The organism is Embleya sp. NBC_00888 (assembly GCF_045207655.1).
Taxonomy (GTDB): Bacteria; Actinomycetota; Actinomycetes; order Streptomycetales; family Streptomycetaceae; genus Embleya.
This window is the reverse complement of sequence record NZ_CP108785.1, coordinates 1,222,239-1,239,788: the sequence shown is the minus strand read 5'-3', so window position 1 is coordinate 1,239,788 and position 17,550 is coordinate 1,222,239. Positions and strand designations below refer to the sequence as shown.

Annotated in this window: 17 protein-coding genes and 2 pseudogenes; 14 read left to right on the top strand and 5 right to left on the bottom strand. The window is 70.3% G+C overall.

Annotated elements, in window-relative coordinates; translation table 11 throughout:
* Window positions 1-179: 179 nt before the first annotated feature.
* On the bottom strand, window positions 180-905 hold the full coding sequence (locus tag OG948_RS39665; RefSeq protein WP_331773450.1) for an endonuclease/exonuclease/phosphatase family protein: 726 nt from the start codon (window positions 903-905) through the stop codon (window positions 180-182).
* Window positions 906-1,587: 682 nt separating this feature from the next.
* Between OG948_RS39665 and OG948_RS39660 the strand changes: the two genes are divergently transcribed.
* From OG948_RS39660 to OG948_RS39640, 5 genes and pseudogenes are all read left to right on the top strand, one after another.
* Entirely contained in the window at window positions 1,588-2,856 is a 1,269-nt protein-coding gene (locus OG948_RS39660; protein WP_331769828.1) for a tetratricopeptide repeat protein, read from the top strand.
* 127 nt (window positions 2,857-2,983) lie between these two features.
* Window positions 2,984-3,847 carry a DUF1963 domain-containing protein gene (locus OG948_RS39655; RefSeq protein ID WP_331769827.1) on the top strand — a complete coding sequence of 288 codons (864 nt, stop codon included), beginning with the start codon at window positions 2,984-2,986 and terminating at the stop codon, window positions 3,845-3,847.
* Between the two features lie 752 nt (window positions 3,848-4,599).
* Window positions 4,600-4,842 carry a hypothetical protein gene (locus tag OG948_RS39650; RefSeq protein WP_331769826.1) on the top strand — a complete coding sequence of 81 codons (243 nt, stop codon included), beginning with the start codon at window positions 4,600-4,602 and terminating at the stop codon, window positions 4,840-4,842.
* Window positions 4,843-4,847: 5 nt separating this feature from the next.
* A complete protein-coding gene (locus OG948_RS39645) occupies window positions 4,848-5,441 on the top strand; it encodes a DUF1772 domain-containing protein (protein ID WP_331769825.1) in 594 nt (197 codons plus the stop codon).
* Between the two features lie 240 nt (window positions 5,442-5,681).
* Window positions 5,682-6,692, top strand: a pseudogene (locus tag OG948_RS39640) (DUF4158 domain-containing protein); the annotation flags it as partial.
* Between the two features lie 167 nt (window positions 6,693-6,859).
* Here the strand turns inward: OG948_RS39640 and OG948_RS39635 are convergent.
* The gene (locus OG948_RS39635) at window positions 6,860-7,786 is read right to left on the bottom strand and encodes a LysR family transcriptional regulator (protein WP_406300550.1); all 927 of its coding nucleotides are present in this window, start codon (window positions 7,784-7,786) and stop codon (window positions 6,860-6,862) included.
* Between the two features lie 94 nt (window positions 7,787-7,880).
* Between OG948_RS39635 and OG948_RS39630 the strand changes: the two genes are divergently transcribed.
* From OG948_RS39630 to OG948_RS39605, 6 genes are all read left to right on the top strand, one after another.
* Complete coding sequence (locus OG948_RS39630) at window positions 7,881-8,990, top strand: epoxide hydrolase family protein (protein WP_331769823.1); 1,110 nt, start codon at window positions 7,881-7,883, stop codon at window positions 8,988-8,990.
* A complete protein-coding gene (locus OG948_RS39625; protein WP_331769822.1) occupies window positions 8,987-9,433 on the top strand; it encodes an SDR family NAD(P)-dependent oxidoreductase in 447 nt (148 codons plus the stop codon). Before OG948_RS39630 ends, OG948_RS39625 begins: the two co-directional genes overlap by 4 nt.
* On the top strand, window positions 9,430-9,765 hold the full coding sequence (locus OG948_RS39620) for a hypothetical protein (protein WP_331769821.1): 336 nt from the start codon (window positions 9,430-9,432) through the stop codon (window positions 9,763-9,765). The genes OG948_RS39625 and OG948_RS39620 overlap by 4 nt, the downstream gene beginning before the upstream one ends.
* Complete coding sequence (locus OG948_RS39615) at window positions 9,762-10,652, top strand: fumarylacetoacetate hydrolase family protein (protein ID WP_331769820.1); 891 nt, start codon at window positions 9,762-9,764, stop codon at window positions 10,650-10,652. The genes OG948_RS39620 and OG948_RS39615 overlap by 4 nt, the downstream gene beginning before the upstream one ends.
* A gap of 158 nt (window positions 10,653-10,810) precedes the next feature.
* Entirely contained in the window at window positions 10,811-11,683 is an 873-nt protein-coding gene (locus OG948_RS39610) for an SCO6745 family protein (RefSeq protein WP_331769819.1), read from the top strand.
* Window positions 11,684-11,977: 294 nt separating this feature from the next.
* Window positions 11,978-12,139 carry a hypothetical protein gene (locus tag OG948_RS39605; RefSeq protein ID WP_331769818.1) on the top strand — a complete coding sequence of 54 codons (162 nt, stop codon included), beginning with the start codon at window positions 11,978-11,980 and terminating at the stop codon, window positions 12,137-12,139.
* A gap of 496 nt (window positions 12,140-12,635) precedes the next feature.
* Here OG948_RS39605 and OG948_RS39600 read toward each other — a convergent pair whose 3' ends face one another.
* The 3 genes from OG948_RS39600 to OG948_RS39590 form a co-directional block, all read right to left on the bottom strand.
* A complete protein-coding gene (locus OG948_RS39600; RefSeq protein ID WP_406300549.1) occupies window positions 12,636-13,076 on the bottom strand; it encodes a hypothetical protein in 441 nt (146 codons plus the stop codon).
* A gap of 30 nt (window positions 13,077-13,106) precedes the next feature.
* Window positions 13,107-13,655, bottom strand: coding sequence for an N-acetyltransferase (locus OG948_RS39595; protein WP_331769817.1), 549 nt, complete (start codon window positions 13,653-13,655; stop codon window positions 13,107-13,109).
* A gap of 613 nt (window positions 13,656-14,268) precedes the next feature.
* On the bottom strand, window positions 14,269-14,637 hold the full coding sequence (locus OG948_RS39590) for a VOC family protein (RefSeq protein WP_331769816.1): 369 nt from the start codon (window positions 14,635-14,637) through the stop codon (window positions 14,269-14,271).
* Between the two features lie 65 nt (window positions 14,638-14,702).
* Here OG948_RS39590 and OG948_RS39585 point away from each other — a divergent pair, with 65 nt between their 5' ends.
* The 3 genes and pseudogenes from OG948_RS39585 to OG948_RS39575 all read left to right on the top strand — a co-directional run.
* Window positions 14,703-15,161 carry a MarR family transcriptional regulator gene (locus OG948_RS39585; protein WP_331769815.1) on the top strand — a complete coding sequence of 153 codons (459 nt, stop codon included), beginning with the start codon at window positions 14,703-14,705 and terminating at the stop codon, window positions 15,159-15,161.
* A 216-nt stretch (window positions 15,162-15,377) separates the two neighbouring features.
* Entirely contained in the window at window positions 15,378-16,295 is a 918-nt protein-coding gene (locus tag OG948_RS39580) for a DUF6891 domain-containing protein (protein WP_331769814.1), read from the top strand.
* Between the two features lie 6 nt (window positions 16,296-16,301).
* Window positions 16,302-17,441: pseudogene (locus tag OG948_RS39575) on the top strand (MFS transporter); the annotation flags it as partial.
* Between the last annotated feature and the right edge of the window lie 109 nt (window positions 17,442-17,550).

The following is a 17,550-nucleotide window of genomic DNA, read 5'->3' as shown; positions in this document are numbered from 1 at the left end:
CGCCGGAGATCGTGCCGGCCGATTCGGGGCGCAGCGCGTGTGTCCGTGGTCCCCGGCTCACGAATCGCACTGACCAGAGGTGCTTGACCATCCTGGGCACCCCGAATCGATGGCCTCGTCGCCCCCGAAGGTCGCGGCCCGCCCGCTCACAATGCCGATCGCATGCGATGGATGAGGTCTCACGCGGAGGCCGAACGCGCGGCGATCCCCGTCACGTTCGCGCGTAGGAGATTGTGGTCCGACAGGCCGTGGACGTCTTCGACCATCACGTCGTGCACATCACCGCCGCGCACGACCACGTGGTCGATGTGCTGCGACCCGGCGCTCCGTCCGTCCGGTCGTGTCGGCGGTGCGTCCGGCGGAAGTTCGGCAACGGTGAACCCCGGGCCAAGGCCGTTCGCCACGGTGCCGCGGTCGGCGTTGAAGTCGCCGAGCAGGATCACGGGGTCTGTCGAGTCTGCGGTCAGTTCCGCCAGGCGCGCCAGTTGCCGAGGTCGTCGCCGACCGAAGCTTACGTGCGTGGCGACCACGAGCGCCCCGTGGGTTCGTACGGCGAGCAGTCCCTTCCCGGGGTCGTCGTCGAAGGCTTCGGCGGCCAACTGCCGGGACGGGCCGCGCACCAAGAGCACGAGGTACTCACCCGGGTCTTCGAGTGGGCTCGTTGCGTGGCGTGGTGCCGGGACTCGTGGATATCGCATCGCGTGGACCGTGTGGTCGGGCAAGGCGTGGCGGAGGCCCGTCAGTTGGTCGCCGCTTACTTCCTGTAGGGCGATGACCGGTTCGGTGCGTTCGGCCAACCGTGCCGTGATCGCGGCAATTCGTTGCGATTCGTCCGGCCACTTTGCGGCCGTGTTCTCGCCCCAGTTCTCCGCGTGAACGCGGTGTAGGACATTCCAGGTTGCCACCGTGATCAAAAGCTCTCCTCGTCTCGTGCCACGAGTGGCACTGGTTGGGCCGCGGAGGCACGCGGCCACAGGCCGAGCCCTCCGATGACCGAATCATCGCGTGTTCGCCATGGCGGCGGGTGGCCGGTCGGTTGCCCTCGGCGCGCCCGTGACGTCGACCGGCTTGTGCGCCTCCTCGTGCAGCCGGCTCGCCCCTGCGCCCCTGCGCCCCTGCGCCCCTGCGCTCGTGCGCTCGTGCGCTCGTGCCCAAGGATGTGGCTCCGCGACGGTCCCGCCCCGCCCCGGGCGGCTGATGTGGTGAGGCAGATGGGTCGTGTGCGACCGGTCGTCGAGGATCGAGGTCGCGCCGGTGTGTCGGGATTTGGGGCGGTCGACACGCGTGGACGCTGACGATCCGGAAACGGAACTGCGGCGGGGGACCGGCCGGAGCGGTTGCGGGGGACCGATGGGGGCGCACCGGTGGTGGTTGCGCGGATGCCGGTGGAGGTCGGGGACGGTTTCGTCCACGAGCGGGTGCTGCCGGGCCGGTCCTGCCACGCGTACGGCCCGGTCGCGGACGTCCCCAGGTTCCTGGAGCGGATGTGCTCCCGACCGCCGACGACGACCCGGGCCGGGATATGCGACCGGCGGCTTCGGCGGTCGAACGCGAGGTACCCGAGTGGTAAAGGCGAGTGGGGCTGCCGTGCGATCATCCGAGCTGATCGTGTGGGGGCGTGAGGGGGCAACTCGGGTGGGACGGTTGGCGGATCGGTGGCGGGAGCGTACCGGTGGCGACGCGGGGGCGCTGTACAGGAGTGGGCTCGGACTGCTGCTGGACCGGCGGGTTGCGGAAGCGGAGCCGTTGTTGCGTGAGGCCGTGCGTCTTTCGGCGGAACGGGACGGGCCGGCGGCGCACACCACATTCGTGTGCCGGTTGGATCTGGGGAGCGCGTGGTCCAAACTCGGGCGACACGAGGAGGCCGAGGCGCTGATTCGCGAGTCGTTGGCGTACGTGGAGCCGGCGGGTCCGGTCGAGGACGAGGCGATGCGTGCCCGGGCGTACCTGGCGCACGCGCTCGTCGTCGCCGGGCGGCCGGACGCTGCGGAGGTCGAGACCCGCCCGGTGACCGAGCTGCCTCTGGGGCATCCCTCGCCGTGGTGGTACGCCGGCACTTGGCAGATCCGCGCCCGAGCGTTGAGTGCGCTGGGTCGGCCCGCGGAGGCGATGGACATCGCGGAGAAGGTGATCCGCTATGCCATCCGCCGGGTTCAACTGCGCCACTGGGAGTGGGCCGCTCGGGTGCTGCGGGCCGAACAGATGGGGTACCTCGGTCGATACGCGGATGCCGTGCGGGAGTGTCGGACCGTCCTGGGTTCGTTGGAGGGTGCCGACGAGCGCCGCACGGTGACGGTGACGGTGGAGGCCGGACACGTCATGATTCCCGCGCTGCTCGGCCTGGGGCGCCGGGACGAGGCCGAGGCGGTGGCGCGATCGACGGTCGATCGCGCCGCGTCCCATACCGCGACCTGGCGGGAGTTGCCGGTCTCGCACGCGAACCTGGCCGTGTGCCTGGGCCAGGACGGGCGGTACGACGAGGCCCTCGCGCAGATCGGGGCGGCCCGAGCGGTGTACGAGCGTACGGGGCCCGCCGATCGCGACGGCAGCGTGGCGCTGATCGCGAACGCCGCGGCGGGCGTCCTGGTCGGCCTGGCCGGATTCGCCGACGCGGAGGTCGAGGCCGACGCCGCGTTGACCGTCTGCGCGCGCGAACTCGGACCGTTTCACCACCGCACCCTGGAGGCGGGCACCCTCCTGGGCACGGCACTCGCTCGCCGGCCCGCGCATCGGGCCGAGGGCCGGGATCGGCTGCGGATGGCGGAGGCGGCCTGGCGAACCCATTTCGGTCCGGAGCATCCGCGTACCGTCGCCGTCCGGGCGACCCTTGCCGAACTCCCGGACGACCCGGCGTAAATCATCCCGCGCTGGTGGGGGTGTGTGGATGTGTCGCGGTTGCCCTGCCGTGTATCCGGGCGGGGGCTTGACGGGGCTCGACGGTAGGTTGCGGGCTGGTTGGTGGGAGTTGTTCGAGGGGGAGCCCGTGGGGTTGAGCACGCCGCGTCGTCCGATCGCGGTCGAGGAGTTGTTGCCCGAGGTGGTGCCGTACCGGCGGATGGCCGTTCGGTTGCATCCCCGGGCCGGAGAGCCGGGGGTTCGGGACAGTTCGGTGGGTGGTCCGCCGTTGTGGCCGGCCGACGAAGAGTGGCCGGTATGCCCGCCCGGGGATCCGGAGGGCGACCCGATGGTGCCGGTCGTCCAGGTGTTCCGGCGCGACGTCCCGCAACTGCCGTTTCCGGTGGGCACGGACGTGCTACAGGTGCTGTGGTGTGCGTGTGAGCACGACCACTACTCGCCGCGGGCGGTGGTTCGTTGGCGGAATTCGCAGGTGATCGGTGCCGTGGCAGCCCGGCCGCCGGTGCCGGCGGGCGCCGAGGCCGACCATGTTCCGCAGCCGTGTGTGGTCCATCCCGAAGAGGTCGTGGAATACCCGAGTTGGGATCTGCCCGAGCCGGCCGACTCCGCCATCCGGCCACGTGTGGACGCGCTCTTCGAGGAGACGGGATGGCGCTACCACTACCACCTGTCGTACGCGCCGGGCATCAAGCTCGGCGGATACCCGGGATGGACGCAGGAGCCCGGTTGGCCCGACTGCGGAACGTGCGGTGCGCGGATGGAGCACCTACTGACGGTGGCGAGTTGGGAGTGGGACGGCGAATCGTGGCGGACCTGGCTGCCGGTCGAGGAACGTCGCTCCGACGACGGCCCCGACTTCCCGCGGAACGAGGCGGCCGAAGCCGGGCACAACCCGCACGGGTTGATGCTCGGCGACGCGGGCGGCGTCTACATCTTCGAGTGTCGCGCGTGCCCGGGCAGGCCCTACGCCGAGCGCTTCGACTGCTCGTGAACCACGACATGTGGGACCGGCGTCGTGTCGTCCCGATGGCGGGTCGAGGGAGGGTGTTCCGACCCGTGGTGCGTCACCGATGCATCACGGGGCCGATGCCCGTCGTTCAGCCGTCGCAGGCGATCCACTCGATGCCCGTGTCGGCGCCGAGAGCGTCGACTGCCACGCGAGGGCCGCGAGGACCGCGAGGACCGCCTTCGGCGGCCGGGGGGCGACCGGAGTCTCCACCGGCGACACCGACCTCGTGGTCGCGCCCGCTGTGCGTGGTCGCGGCCACTGCGGACGGCGGCCACGACGTACCCGTCGACGTGCACGCGTCCACGCGTCCACGCGTCCACGGTGGCAGTCCTGATCCGCCCCGGTCTCGGCCGTTCGCACGTCGACCCCGTCCGTCGGGATGAGTCTCTCGATGGCCGGACGGGTATCCGCGAAGGTGCCGGCCGGGGAGGTGCTCGTGTCCGGCTGCGGTCCGCGCGTCGTTGGGCGGATCGGGGTACACCCTCTGCCGCTTCGTCACGCGGAACGGCCTTGTGCCGTCCGGGCTTTCTCCGAGTCGGCGTCGAGGGCCCGCCCGGCGGTCCTCGGCCGCCACGGGGTGGTCGGCGTTCCGCGGAGCGTTCCGGGCGGTGGTCTCTGGGCGCACGGGCCTTCATTCCGAGGTGGGGTGCTCCGAAGTGGGACGCTCCGAAGGTCGTCCGTTCTCGCGCGGCTGCGCCCGAAGTAAGCGGAACGTGGCGGCGCGAAGGTGGGTCGTGGCTTCGTCGACGCTCATGTGGCCGGCTCCGACTTCGTCGCCGGCGGCGTGTCCCAGGGCGATCACGGCCGACGGCAATCGCATCGCCGCCCGGTTCACGATCCACGCACTCATGCGCAAGCGCGGACCGGTCACCACACGAGTGCACATGTTCGCGGAGTTCACCGCCGAGGGCCTGCTTCGATGGGCCGAACAGCTCACCCGGACCATCGACTTGCCCGAACCACAGCACGGGAAGTAGCACGCATGCGCATCCGAGTCACCCAGGGAATCGCTCTTTTGTCCACCGGTGCCCTCGCGGGCGCCTTCGGCTACGGAGCAGCCAATCTGGTCCCCACGTTCAACGCCGTACCGCTCGAGACGAGACTGTCCTTCCACGCCGAACTGATGAAGATGAACGGCATCACCGTGCAGGGAGCCATGGCAGCTTCGGCGCTCAGTGCGACAGCCTTGGCCGTCATGACCCGGGGCACCGCACGGCGGCTCGCCGGTGGCGCGGCACTGCTGGTCCTGACGTCCTTCCTGATCACCCGGTTCGGCAACGTCCCCATCAACGGCAGGATCAAACAGTGGGCCGTCACCACGGCTCCCTCCGACCACGCGGAGATCCTGGCGCGCTGGGAAGCCTTCAACTACGCCCGCACCGGCACCGCCTTCGTCGCCTTCTTCCTGCTCATCGTCCTCGCCCTGCGTCCGCACCACACGGCACCCGATTCGAAGGCAACGGCTCAAGGCGTACGGCCCACGGAGGTTGGTGACGGGCCGAACCGCGGGGCGATCGTGGTGGTGAACGAGGACGTGGGCTCGTCGGAGGGGGCGGCGAGCCGCGGAACCGCGTGAGGCGGGTGAGGCGGCGCCCGACGACGTCGAGTCGGTGGTACGCCTCGGGGCCGAACACGGGTGGCCGGCCGCTGCGTTTCCCTTCGCGGAGAAGGTTGTTCACCTGGTCACGGCCCTGTCCTCGTATAGCTACGGCCAGGTGGCGTGTAGCGCTGAGTAACGGTCCGGGCCTCGTTTCCCTCCGCCGGTCGGCTCGTTGAGCTGAACGAGTGATCTCGGCGGGCAAGGGGCGGGTGCGCGAGGCAGGACTGGGAGCCGGAGGACCTGATCGAGGTCTGGACGCTGCTCGAAGACGACATGAAGAGGGTGCGGAACAACTCCGGGCCGACCCGGTTCGGGTTCGCGCTGCTGCTGAAGTTCTTCGAGGTGGAGGCACGGTTCCCGGAGTCGGCCAAGGAGGTCCCGGCCGCTGCGGTGGAGTACGTCGCCCAGCAGGTGAGGGTGCCGGCCGAAGCGTGGGCGGCGTACGACTGGCAGGGCGACAGGATCAAGCGGCACCGTGCGGAGATCCGGGCGGCGTACGGGTTCCGGGCGAACACCGAGGAAGACCAGGAACGGCTGGCCCAGTGGTTGGCTGTGGAGCTGTGCCCGGTGGAGCGGTCCCGCGAGCGGCTGGCGGCGGCTGTGATGGCCCGGTGCCGCACCGACCTCATCGAACCGCCTACCCCGGGACAGGTCGGGCGGCTGGTGGGCCGGGCGGTCAAGGAGTTCGAGGTCCGGTTTTGCCGGATGACGCTGGACCGGCCGACGCACGCGACCCGCTCACGGCTGGACGATCTGGTCACCGGAGACGATGGTGCCGAAGGCCAGGACGGCGACGGGGGCGTGTCCCGGGGCGGTCGGTCGCACTTCACCGAGCTGAAGACGGACCCCGGGGCGCCGGGCCTGGAGAGTCTGCTGGCGGAGGTGAACAAGCTGGAGCGGGTCCGGCGGCTGGAGCTGCCGGCAGACCTGTTCGCGGACGTGTCGGAGAAGCTGGTGGCCGCCTGGCGGGCGCGGGCGTCGAAGGAATACCCGGCGAACCTGGAGCGGATGAAACCTCCAAGGCGCCTGACGCTGCTGGCCACGCTGTCTTGGGGCCGGGAAAGTTTGCTACGGGGTGTCGGGCACGAGGGTGTTGGCGCGGTTCTCGTATTCGCGGCGGGCCTTGCGCCGTACCGGATGGGCAGGGTGCCGTCGAGGGGCCGGCATCGGGCGAGGAGAACGCGGTGGACACCGCGTGTGGTGCTGACGCGCAGGGTGCAGCCCTGACCGCGCCGTACTGTCACGCCCTGATCGAGCGCGGCCTGCTCGGCATCGTCCAGTTCAGCGGTGCGGAGGAAGTCCCCGGACGAGTCCGCCGATCTCATCGAGGCGCTGTGGCGGTAGACCGGGCACGGGCCATGATCGCTCGTGTATGCGCGCGGAGCCGCCGCTGATCACGTCGTGCGTATCGGTCCGGCCTCGTGGGTTCCGGTGAGCAGAGCTTCGGCGTGTTTGCGGAAGGCGGTGACCAGGCGGCTGCGGTCGCCGGTGCGCGTGGCGAGCACGACCTGGCTGGGTTCGACCCCGTGCAACGGGATGGTGGTGAGGCTGGGATGCAGGCCGGTCGCGTAGTCGAGGGGCGGCCCGATGGCCACGGCCTGCCCGGCGGCGATGAGTTCGTGTTTGTCCTCGAGGGCTTCGACCAGGGGGCCGTCGGGCGCGGGCCGCCCGTCGGGCCGGGGATCGAGCCGCCAGTAGGCGTTCAGCAACGGGTCGGACTGGCGTACGTGGGGGATCGGCTCGTCGGCGATGTCGTCGAGGGTGACCGACTCCTTGCCGGCCAGACGGTGGTCCCGGGGCACGACCAGCACGCGCGGTTCGTCGTAGAGGACGGTGACGCGCAGCCGGTCGGTGGGGAACGGCAGGCGCGTCACCACCGCGTCGACGCGGTGCTCCAGCAGCGCGCCGCGCGAGTCGTTCCAGGCGAGCAGGCGGGTGTGGACCTCGGCATCGGGATGGCGGTCCCGCAGGGCCCGCACGGCCGCAGTGAGGACCAGGCCCTTGGTGTAGCCGATGGTGATGCTGCCGGGCCGGGCCGCGGCCCGGGTGCGGGCCATCGCCTCGACCGCGGCGCGCAGCAGCCCTTGGGCCTGGGGCAGGAAGATCTCGCCGGCCTCGCTGAGCCGGGTGCCGCGCGTGGTGCGGTCGAGCAGGCGGGCGCCCACTTGCTGTTCGAGGCGGCGGATCTGCCGGCTCAGCGACGGCTGGGTGGTGTGCAGCGCCTCGGCGGCGCGGCCGAAGTGCTGGTGCTCGGCGACCACCGTGAAGCACTGCACCAGCCGGAGGTCGAGGTCGACGGGGGCGGGGAAGCGTTCGGACACCATCCCACTCTAGCCGGCCTTATACGCAGACCGTATTACATGTATCGGAACAATCATTGGACTGCGCGCTCGTCACGGCCGCACCGTGGTGACCATGACATCGGACAGCGTGACACCGTTTCGTATCGATATTCCGGACAGTGCCCTGGAGGATCTGAAGGACCGGCTCCACCGGGTACGCCTTGCCGGCCGGGAGACAGCGCCGGACAGCAGCCAGGGGGTGCGGCGGGAGCGCCTTGAGGAGCTGCTGGAGTACTGGGCCACCGGGTACGACTGGCGCGATCTGGAGCGGCGGCTCAACGAGCTGGGCCAGTTCCGCACGACCATCGACGGTGTCGGCATCCACTTCATGCACGTACGCTCGCCCCGCCCGGACGCCACTCCCCTGTTGCTGCTGCACGGGTGGCCGGGCTCGTTCCTGGAGTTCCTCAAGACCGTCGGCCCGCTCACCGAGCACGGCTTCCACCTCGTCGTCCCCTCGATGCCCGGCTACGGCTTCTCCGACCAGCCCGCCTCGACAGGCTGGGACCCGGACCGGATCGCCCGCGCGTACGGCGTGCTCATGCGGCGCCTCGGCTACGACTCCTACCTGGCCCAGGGCGGCGACTGGGGCGGTGTCGTCGCGACCCGCATGGGGGCGCAGCGCCCGACGGGCCTGCGTGCGATCCACGTCAACTTCCCCGAGTTCCTCGCCGCACCACCGGTCGGCGACGACCCGACCCCTGAGGAGAAGGCCGCACTCGAACAGGGCAGCCGCTTCTTCGCCGTCCATTCCGGATACCACGTCGTGCAGCGCACCCGGCCGCAGACCATCGGCTACGCCCTGACCGACTCGCCGGCCGGGCAGGCCGCGTGGATCTACGAGAAGTTCCTCGACTGGGTCCGGCCCGACGCCCTCACCCCCGACGAGATCCTCGACCACATCTCCCTGTACTGGTTCACCGGCACCGCTGCTTCCTCCGCCCGCCTGTACTGGGAGTACGCCCGGCAGCCGCTCGCTCCGACCGAGCTGGACCTTCCCGTCGGGGTCAGCGTCTTCCCGGACGAACTGACGCGTACCCCACGCATCTGGGCCGAGCGCGCCTACCACGACCTGCGCTACTTCAACGACGACATCCCCGCGGGCGGCCACTTCGCCGCCCTGGAGCAGCCTGAGCTGTTCGTCGAGGAGATCCGCAAGTTCGCGCGGACGGTGGCCGCATGAAGACGGTCGTGATCACCGGGGGCACGGACGGCATCGGGCGCGGCCTCGCCCGTATATACCTCCAGCGCGGGGACCGGGTCGTGGTCGTCGGGACCGACAAGGCCAAGGCCGAGCCCGGCGCCCGGTTCATCCGGGCCGACCTGGAGCTCATCGACGAGAACAGGCGGCTGATCGGCCGGCTCTCCGCAGAGCTCGACACGATCGATGTCCTCGTCCTGGGCGCCCGGTTCCAGCGCTCCAGGCGTACGGAGACCGCCGACGGCCCGGAGTCCAACTTCGCGCTGACCTACCTCAGCCGTTTCCCGTTCAGCCACGGCCTGGCCGAGCTACTCGGCCGCGCCGCCGATCCGGTCGTGCTCAACTTCGGTGGCGCCGGGCGTTTCGGGCCCCACGTTGGGACGACCTTCAGCAGCGAACGCAATATCACGGCCTCACCGCGATGATCCAGGCCGGAATCCTCAACGCTGCGCTCGCGGTCGACTTCGTCGGCCGTCACCCCGCCATCCGGTACGTGAACAACTTCCCCGGCACAGTCGCCACGAGCTTCGCCGGCGACTACGACGAGGCCGAGGCCGCGCAGATCGGTCGTCGTCGCGCGGCCGGTAAATCCGTGGAGACCGCCATCAAGGAGATCCTGCCGTTCCTGGATTCCGGCACCCCGGGCCACCCCGTCGCCGTGAGCGAGGGAATCGCCGTCCCCCTGGACCCTCAGGCATCCTCACTCGCCGACGCACGACGGCTCTACGACTACACCCGGGAGGTGCTTGCCCGATGAAGTGGGTCAGCTACCGCTCCGCCGACGGCTCCACGCGCTGCGGAATGGTGCACGACAACAAGATCCACGCCGTGGGCATGGGCCTGTTGGACCTGCTGCGCGCCGAAGGCGGGCTGGAGGCCGCCGCAACCAGGGAACCGACTGAGATCGTCGAGCCGGCCACGGCCGACCTGCCGGCGCCGATACCGGTGCCCCCGGCGGTCCGGGACTTCGCCGCGTTCGAACGTCACATCGGTAACGCGGGTAAGGCAGCCGTCGGCAACGACAGGGTCAGCCCGGTCTGGTACGAGTATCCGCTCTTCTACTTCTCCAACCCGGCGGCGATCAAAGGACCGCACGACGAGGTCCCCATCGCTCCGGGCGCTCAGTTGTGGGACCACGAGGTCGAGGTCGCCGCGGTGATCGCCGGGGACTGCTCGAACCTTGACGCCGCCACGGCGGAGAATCACATCGCCGGCTACCTGGTCTACTGCGACTGGAGCGCACGCGATATCTCCGCGAGCGAGATGGGGTTCGTGTACGGCCCGTCCAAGAGTAAGGACGCCTCGACCAGCCTCGGCCCGTTCCTCGTCACCCCCGACGAATTGGAGCCCTACCGCTCGGAGAAGGGCTACGCGTCGCGGATGGACGGATACGTCAACGACGAGCACTACGGCGGCGGCAGCTGGGACGAGATCCACTGGTCGTTCGGCGAGATGCCGGCGCACGCGTCGCGCGGCACCACGCTGCGAGCCGGCGACATCATCGCCGGCGGCCCCGTGGGCACCGGCTGCATCCAGGAGTTGTCCGGCCACCGCCCCTACCTGGCACCGGGAGACACAGTCCGGATCGAAGTACGGGAACTCGGCGCGATCTCCGCACGGATCACTGCGCCAGAGCCGCCCTGACTTACCGGACAGGTCAAAGACGATCTCGCACTTCACCACTTGAGGTTGAGCGCGTTCACCTTCGCGCCACCCCCTCACCCGCTCACCCGACGTTGATCCTTCGACTTGCCAGGAGACAACCTGCGATGCATCTCGCCGGCACCTTTGGTCGTGCCCACATGGACATGAACGCCGTTCGCGAGGTCAGCCTCACCATCAACGCGACCCACCTGTTCGTCTACTTCGTCCCCGAGGCACCGGAGGAGGCCGCCAAGCTCGGCGTGACCGAGTACGGACCGGCGTACTTCGCGTTCCGGGCGGCCCCGATGGGCGCAGTCCCGTGGCAGGTCACGCTCGCGGCCTTCTACAACTTCAGCCCGCGGTCGGTCCAGGCCATGGCAGGCGTGTGGGATACCGCAACGCCGGAGCAGTGGCAGGCCGCTCGCTTCGCGGCCGTCGATCGTGCGTTGCAGCGCGTCGACGTGAACCTCACCGCCGATCAGATCGCCGAGGCGCGATCGCTGATCGCCCCGGTCGTCGCCGGCGCCGACTACGCCGGAAAGACGATGGCTGCCGCCAACGCCTCCGTCCCCCTCCCATCCGACCCGCTCGTCGCGCTGTGGCAGCAGATCACGGTGCTGCGCGAGTGGCGCGGCGACGCGCATTTCATCGTGCTCGCCGCCAACGACCTCGGGCCGTGCGACTGCAACGTTCTGCAAACCGCGACAGGTCACTTCCCGGAAGCGATCGCACGCGCCACCCGGCTGTGGAACGACGAGGAGGTGGCCGCGGCAACGACACGTCTCGTCGCACGCGGCTGGCTCAACGCCGACGGCACCGCGACCGATGCCGGCATCGCGGCGCGCGAGCAGATCGAGGCCGAGACCGACGCGCACTGCGCCGCGCTGTGGACGCCGATCGGCGACGCCAACGTCCGTCGCCTCACCTCGCTCATCATGCCGATCCACGACACCTTCACCGCAGCCGGGACATACCCCTTCCGCGTGGAGATGGGAGACACGCAGTCCGCCGATCCGCAGGCCGCCAGGTAGTCCGATCGCGGTGACGGGACATCCCGCCGGTGTCGGCCACGGCCGGCAAACAGACAGGCCCGCCGCGAGCATGGACGCGCCGCCGGCTGGGACAAGTGCCCGGGCGACGGCGCGGCGCCCAGGCGCGTCGCGGCCACGCCGGCCGTCGGCGAACCTGACTCTGCGACGGGCGCGGCGGTCGGCGCGTTTCACAGGTGCGAACGCGAGTACACCCGCGACCGCACCCTGGAGGACCACGAATCCGCCCGCACCCGCGGCAAGACCATCGGCGGCGCCAGCGTCGCCGACCCCGACATGCTCGCCATGGCCCTGCACCTGCGCAAGCAGGAACTGAGCCTGCGCGACATCGCCGCCAAGCTCGTCATCACCACCGGCAAGAAGAAGGGCCGGCACCCCTCACCCGCCACCGTCATGCGGATGCTGCGCGAGCACGACGAACAGACGGTCGGTGTCTGATGCTCAGCGAGGGACGACATCCGAACCCCCGCCCCTGAGCCTCACCGTTGGCTACACACCACCTGGCCGTAGCTATACGAGAACGGGGCCGTCACGGCGTTCGGGGATCGTGGGTGAAGGTCCAAGCCGCCGACTTCGCGAAGTACACGTTGGTCGGCCGGACTGCCGAGTACCACCGCAAGCAGATCCGTGAGGCCCCGGGGGTCCGGCCGTCAACGGTCGCGGACGAGAAGGTGCCGGCCGTGGAGGTGTGCCCGACCGCCGCCTTGCCGTTCTCGTCGTATATACGGATCCCTCCGGGTACATACGGATCCTCCGGCCCACTGACATCACCGGCTCCGGCTCCAAGCACTACTGGCGGAGAGGGCTTGTTCCGACCGTGCACCATTCCCCCAGCCGCCGTGCTTGGGCTCCTCGTCGACGTCCGCCTCGGCACCGTCTGTTGCCAGTACCGGCGAGCCCCCGCCCGAGCACAGGCAGGCCCACGGCGGCCGGCTCACGGCGGACCCTCCAGGGCCGCCGGAGCGGCCGACTCTTCGGCATCCGCCTCGACGTTGTTGGCCGCGGCCCAGTCGCCGACCCGGGTGTCCTTCTTCGTGGGCGGGTGCGGGGAGAGGTTGTCGAGCACGATCGCGATACGGATCTGCGGCGGGTGGAGGCTGCGCAGGCAGCGGCGGAACTCCGGAAACCTTGTGCGGTTCTTCCTCGGCTTGAGGTGGCCGTAGAGCCTGTCCGTGCCCGGGTCGTAGGCGGCGAACAGGTGCCTGACTTCATGCGGGCTCGCCGCCGGGTCACCACCGGCCCGGTGCCTCTGCGGATGATCCTCGGCAACCGCCTGCCCGCGTCGTCCTCGATCTCGCGGACGCCTACTCGTTCTGCCACCCCCACAGCCTGGCGACATCGCGCCGCCCGGACCGGCATCCAAACGGCGCGTCATGTCACAACAGCGGTATCGGCGCCGGCGTCGCTATGCGTGGGGGTCACGCAGGCCGACTGCGTCATGCCGCCAGAACGGCTCTGCATAGACCAGCGTCCCCGTCATCCATGGCTCGTACTTCGGGAGTTTGATGGCCTGGAAGGCACCGTCCGGAATACGCAGGGATGGCTTCCGGAAGCCCGGGCCACCACCGGGAACGAAGCCGAAACGCGAGTAATAGCCCGGATCGCCCTCCAGGAAGACGAGGGGAACAGCCCGCTCGGCGAGGATCCCCAGTCCGTGTCGGACCAGGGTCGAGCCGATACCGCGCCCATGGAGCTCGGGCATCACGGCCAACGGACTGAGGACTTGCACTTCAACCAGCCGCCGAGGGGCATCAAGGAGACCGCGGGTGAACATGACATGGCCGACGACCTGCCCGTCGTGCTCGGCGACCAGCGAAAGACCGTCCTCGGGCGTGATGGTGTCCCGCAGGGTATCGACCAAGTCGGCCACGACAAGGCCATGGTCGCCGAACGCCCGCAGGTGAACATCCCGCACGGCCGGTCTGTCGCTCGGCAGTTCTTCGCGAAGATCCATTCCTGGAGGGTAAAGACCTTCCGGGAGGCTTGCACACGGTTTTGGAGCCGGAAGGACACGCGGTCAGGGACCGTCCAGTTGCACACCGGACCGGCATCCGAAGGGAGCGTCTCGCCCCGACGGGGCAAAGGTTCGCTGATGCGGCATGGATCGAGTACTCGAGGCGACCGCACCTGGACCGCCACCGCGCCTCGCGCGCATTCGGGTGCGGCCGGCGCCGGCGTGGTGTCGGCCGGCGCGACCGCGTCCGGCTCCGGCGGCCTCGGGGGATAGGCCGTCGGGTGGGGCAGGACACCGGCGACGGGGGACGCCGGCCCTGCACGATGGGCGCGCAACGAGCGCCTCGCCCGCGGTGAAGCCGGACGCTCGACCGGGTGAGCGGACCGGTCGGCCGCGGCGAGATGTCGTTCTCGTCCCCGCTGGGATCCGGTCACCGTTCCAACAGCGCGACGACCTCGACCTCCACCTCGACCCCCACCCCCGGCACCGACGCGCCGGACCGGTCTGCGCGGTTGAAGGCGACGAGCCAATGAATGTCGCCCGGATTCTCGCGCCTCGGGCGCCGCAACCGCGGTCTTCGGGGGCCGGTGATCGTCCGGTGGTGTCGGGCGTATCAGGCGCGGTCGTGGAGGGTGATTTGGTAGCCGTCGGGGTCGGCGAAGGTGAATGTGCGGCCGAAGGGGCCGTCGATCGGTGCGGAGACGATGGTGTGGCCGTCGGCGACGAGGGCATCGTGGATGGCCTGGACGTCGGTGGCGTGGAACCAGATCGCGGCGCCGATGCCGGGCCGGGCGACGGATGCGAGATCGGTGCCGGGAAGGACGTCGCGGAGTGCGAACGCGATCGGCTTCGTCTCGAAGACGACGGCGTGCGGAGGTCCGGCCTGCGAGCGGACGAGGCCGAGGTACCGCTGGTAGAACGCCTGCGAGGCGTCGAGGTCGTTCGCCTGGAGCGAGATGAAGTCGGGGCCGGTGACGGGCATGGCGATGCTCCTTCGCTCTGTGTGTCAGGTTTCTGACACGGATCAATGTATGTCAGAATTCTGACATGAGTCAAAACGGTGCCGGCGTCGACCTGGACAAATCACTGGGCTACCTGCTGAAGGAGGCCTCGAGCGCCCTGCGCGCGGCAATGGAGGAGGTGCTGCGGCCACTCGGGATGACCGTGACGCACTACTCCTGCCTCGAACTGTTGGCCCAACGGCCGGGCCTGTCGAACTCCGAGCTCGCGCGGGGCGCGTTCGTGACACGGCAGTCGATGAACGTGCTGCTGCAGGCCCTGGAGCGAGACGGCTGCGTGACCAGGCCCGCGGAGGCGCCCGTCGGGAAGGTTCTGCCCACGCGGCTCACGCCTCGCGGCCGACGGAGCCTGGCGAAGGCGACCGTGGCGGTCCGGTCCGTCGAGGTCAAAATGCTGGCCGGTATGACCGAGACCGAGCAGTCGGACGCGTTCCGGATCCTGCAGAGCATGATTCATTCCCTGCGCGACGGCAACGACGGTGCATAGCTCGTTCCCCGGCGCACGTCTCGCCGCGCCCGGACAGGAGTGCAACCGGGCACACTGGGCGTGGGATCGCCGGTTCGTATCGACTCGATGAGAAGAGCGGAGTGACGGGAGACTGTCACGCTGCGTTCTGTGGGAGCCCGGGGTGAGATTCCCCCGGGCCACCCGATCCTCCGAGGCCGGTGCTTCGCTGTCAGGGGGGTGTGTCAGAGTCTGCGCATGCTCGAGATCGTGGTGCAGACGGAGAATGGGGAGCGGCACGTCCGTGTGTCCGCCGAGGACTTGGCCGAGTTGGTCCGGCGAATCGGCGGTGACGGTGATCGGTTTCTGGTGGTCCAGCGGGTACCCGACCTGCCGGATGTCTTCGCCCAGGTCTGGCACGAGGCCGGCGGGGACTACACGCTGGAGCACCGCGACGGTGCCGCCGACCGGCATTTCCAGGTGACGGTCGGCAGTCCCGAGGCCGTGATCGCGGCGATGACCGGCTGGGCCCGCCAGGAGTCCGGCTGGGGCGCCGGTTTGGCCTGGTCGGTGCTGGCCATGGGTCCTTCACGTGAGGTGCCGCCGCTCGACCTGGATGAAGCCGAGTACGAGCTGTTGGAGAAGCGGGTTCGCGAGGTGCTGGTCGGTGGATACGCCTCCCGCGCCGAACTGGCGGAGCTCGCCGAGGAGTACCTGGTCACCGAAGACCGCCGGCCCGTTTCGCGTGAGCAGGCGGTGGCGCTGGCCGACCGGATGTGGCTGGAACGCGTCGCGGAGCAGGCCGAGTGGCACGGCGAGACCGACCCTGAACGGCTTGCCCGCGCGTTTGCCGTCCTGCAGAAGGCCGGTATCACCGCCCGTGAGCACTTCACCTGCTGCCGCACCTGCGGCGAATCCGAGATCGGCGGCGAAAACGGGCCCGGCGCCCGTGGCTTCGTCTACTTCCACACCCAGTGCACGGACTCGGCGGCGGCAGGCCACGGATTGACGCTGCTGTACGGCGGCTTCGACGGTTCGTCCGAGACCACCGCAGCCGTCGGCGACGAGGTTGTGGTCGCCCTCGAAGCGGTTGGCCTGGCCGTGGAGTGGGACCGCGACCCTGGTCGGGCGATCACCGTAAGCCCTCTGGACTGGCGCCGCCGCCTGGTCGGATAGGGAACGTCCGGGACGCTGCCGTGGCTGCTGTTCGGGGTGCCCGGCGGTGCGCTGGTGGACCGCTGGGACCGGCGGCGCACGATGTGGGTCGCGGACGCGGCGCGTGCGGTGCTGCTCGCGATACCGGTGGCGGCGGCTGTGCTGGACGTGCTGAGCGTTCCACTGCTCGCGGCCGTCGCATTCCTCCTCGGCCTCGGCGGACTCTTCTTCGAAACGGCCGCCACGGCCTACCTGCCGGATCTGCTCTGCCGCGGCCCCGTACTCCTGGAGCGTGCCAACTCCCGTCTGCGCGGCGCCCAGACCGCTGCGTCCGGTTTCGCGGGGCCGCCCGCGGGCAGTGCGCTGCTCGCGCTCGGGCGGGCGGTTCCGCTGCTCGCCGACGCGGTGTCGTTCGCGCTCTCCGCACTGCTGGTTCGGTCGCTGCCCGCCGTGCCGCGGCCCGTACCGCAGGCCCGCGAGTCGCTGCTTCGGCAGGCGCGGGCCGGGGCCTCGTACGTCTTCCGGGACCGGTTGCTGCTCGGGCTCGCGCTCCGTCCGGCGGTCGGGAACGTCGCCTTCCTCGCCGTGGAGACCGTACTCGCCCTCTTCGCGCACGACCGTCTCGGCATCGACACCTTCGGCTACGGCCTGCTCCTGACGGCGGAGGCCACCGGCGGTCTGCTCGGCGCGGGGATAGCCTCCTTCCTCGGCCGGCGACTCGGCACCGGCACCGCGCTGACCTGCACGGCCGCGGTCGAGGGGCTTGCCATCCTGGGGCTTGCCGCCGCCCCGAATCCGTACCTGGCCGGGCTCGCGCTCGCCGTCTGCGGGGCGGGCATGGGCGCCACGATGGTGCTCGGGCCCTCCCTCCGGCAGGCGATCGTCCCCGCTCACCTGATGGGCCGGGTCGCCTCCACCTCCCGCATGCTCGCCATGTGCGCGGCCCCGTTCGGTGCCTTCCTCGGCGGTTGGCCGGCCACCACGTACGACATACGCACCCCGCTCTACGCCGCCGCCGGCCTCCTCCTGACCATGACCGCCGTCACGGCGACCATGACCGGCAACCGCCGGGTCGAGGCGGCGCTGCGTGACGCCGCATCGGCCGGCGGTCCGGGTCACCCGGAATCCGCGGAGCCCGTCCGGGAGGGTGCGCCCGAATTGTCGTGACGCTTTCGCGGAAGTCGGCGTCGGCCGGATCGCAGGACGCGCCCGAGCGCGCCCCGACGGTCCGACCCCACGACGAGTGACCCACCGCCTCCCGGCCCCGGTCGTGCCG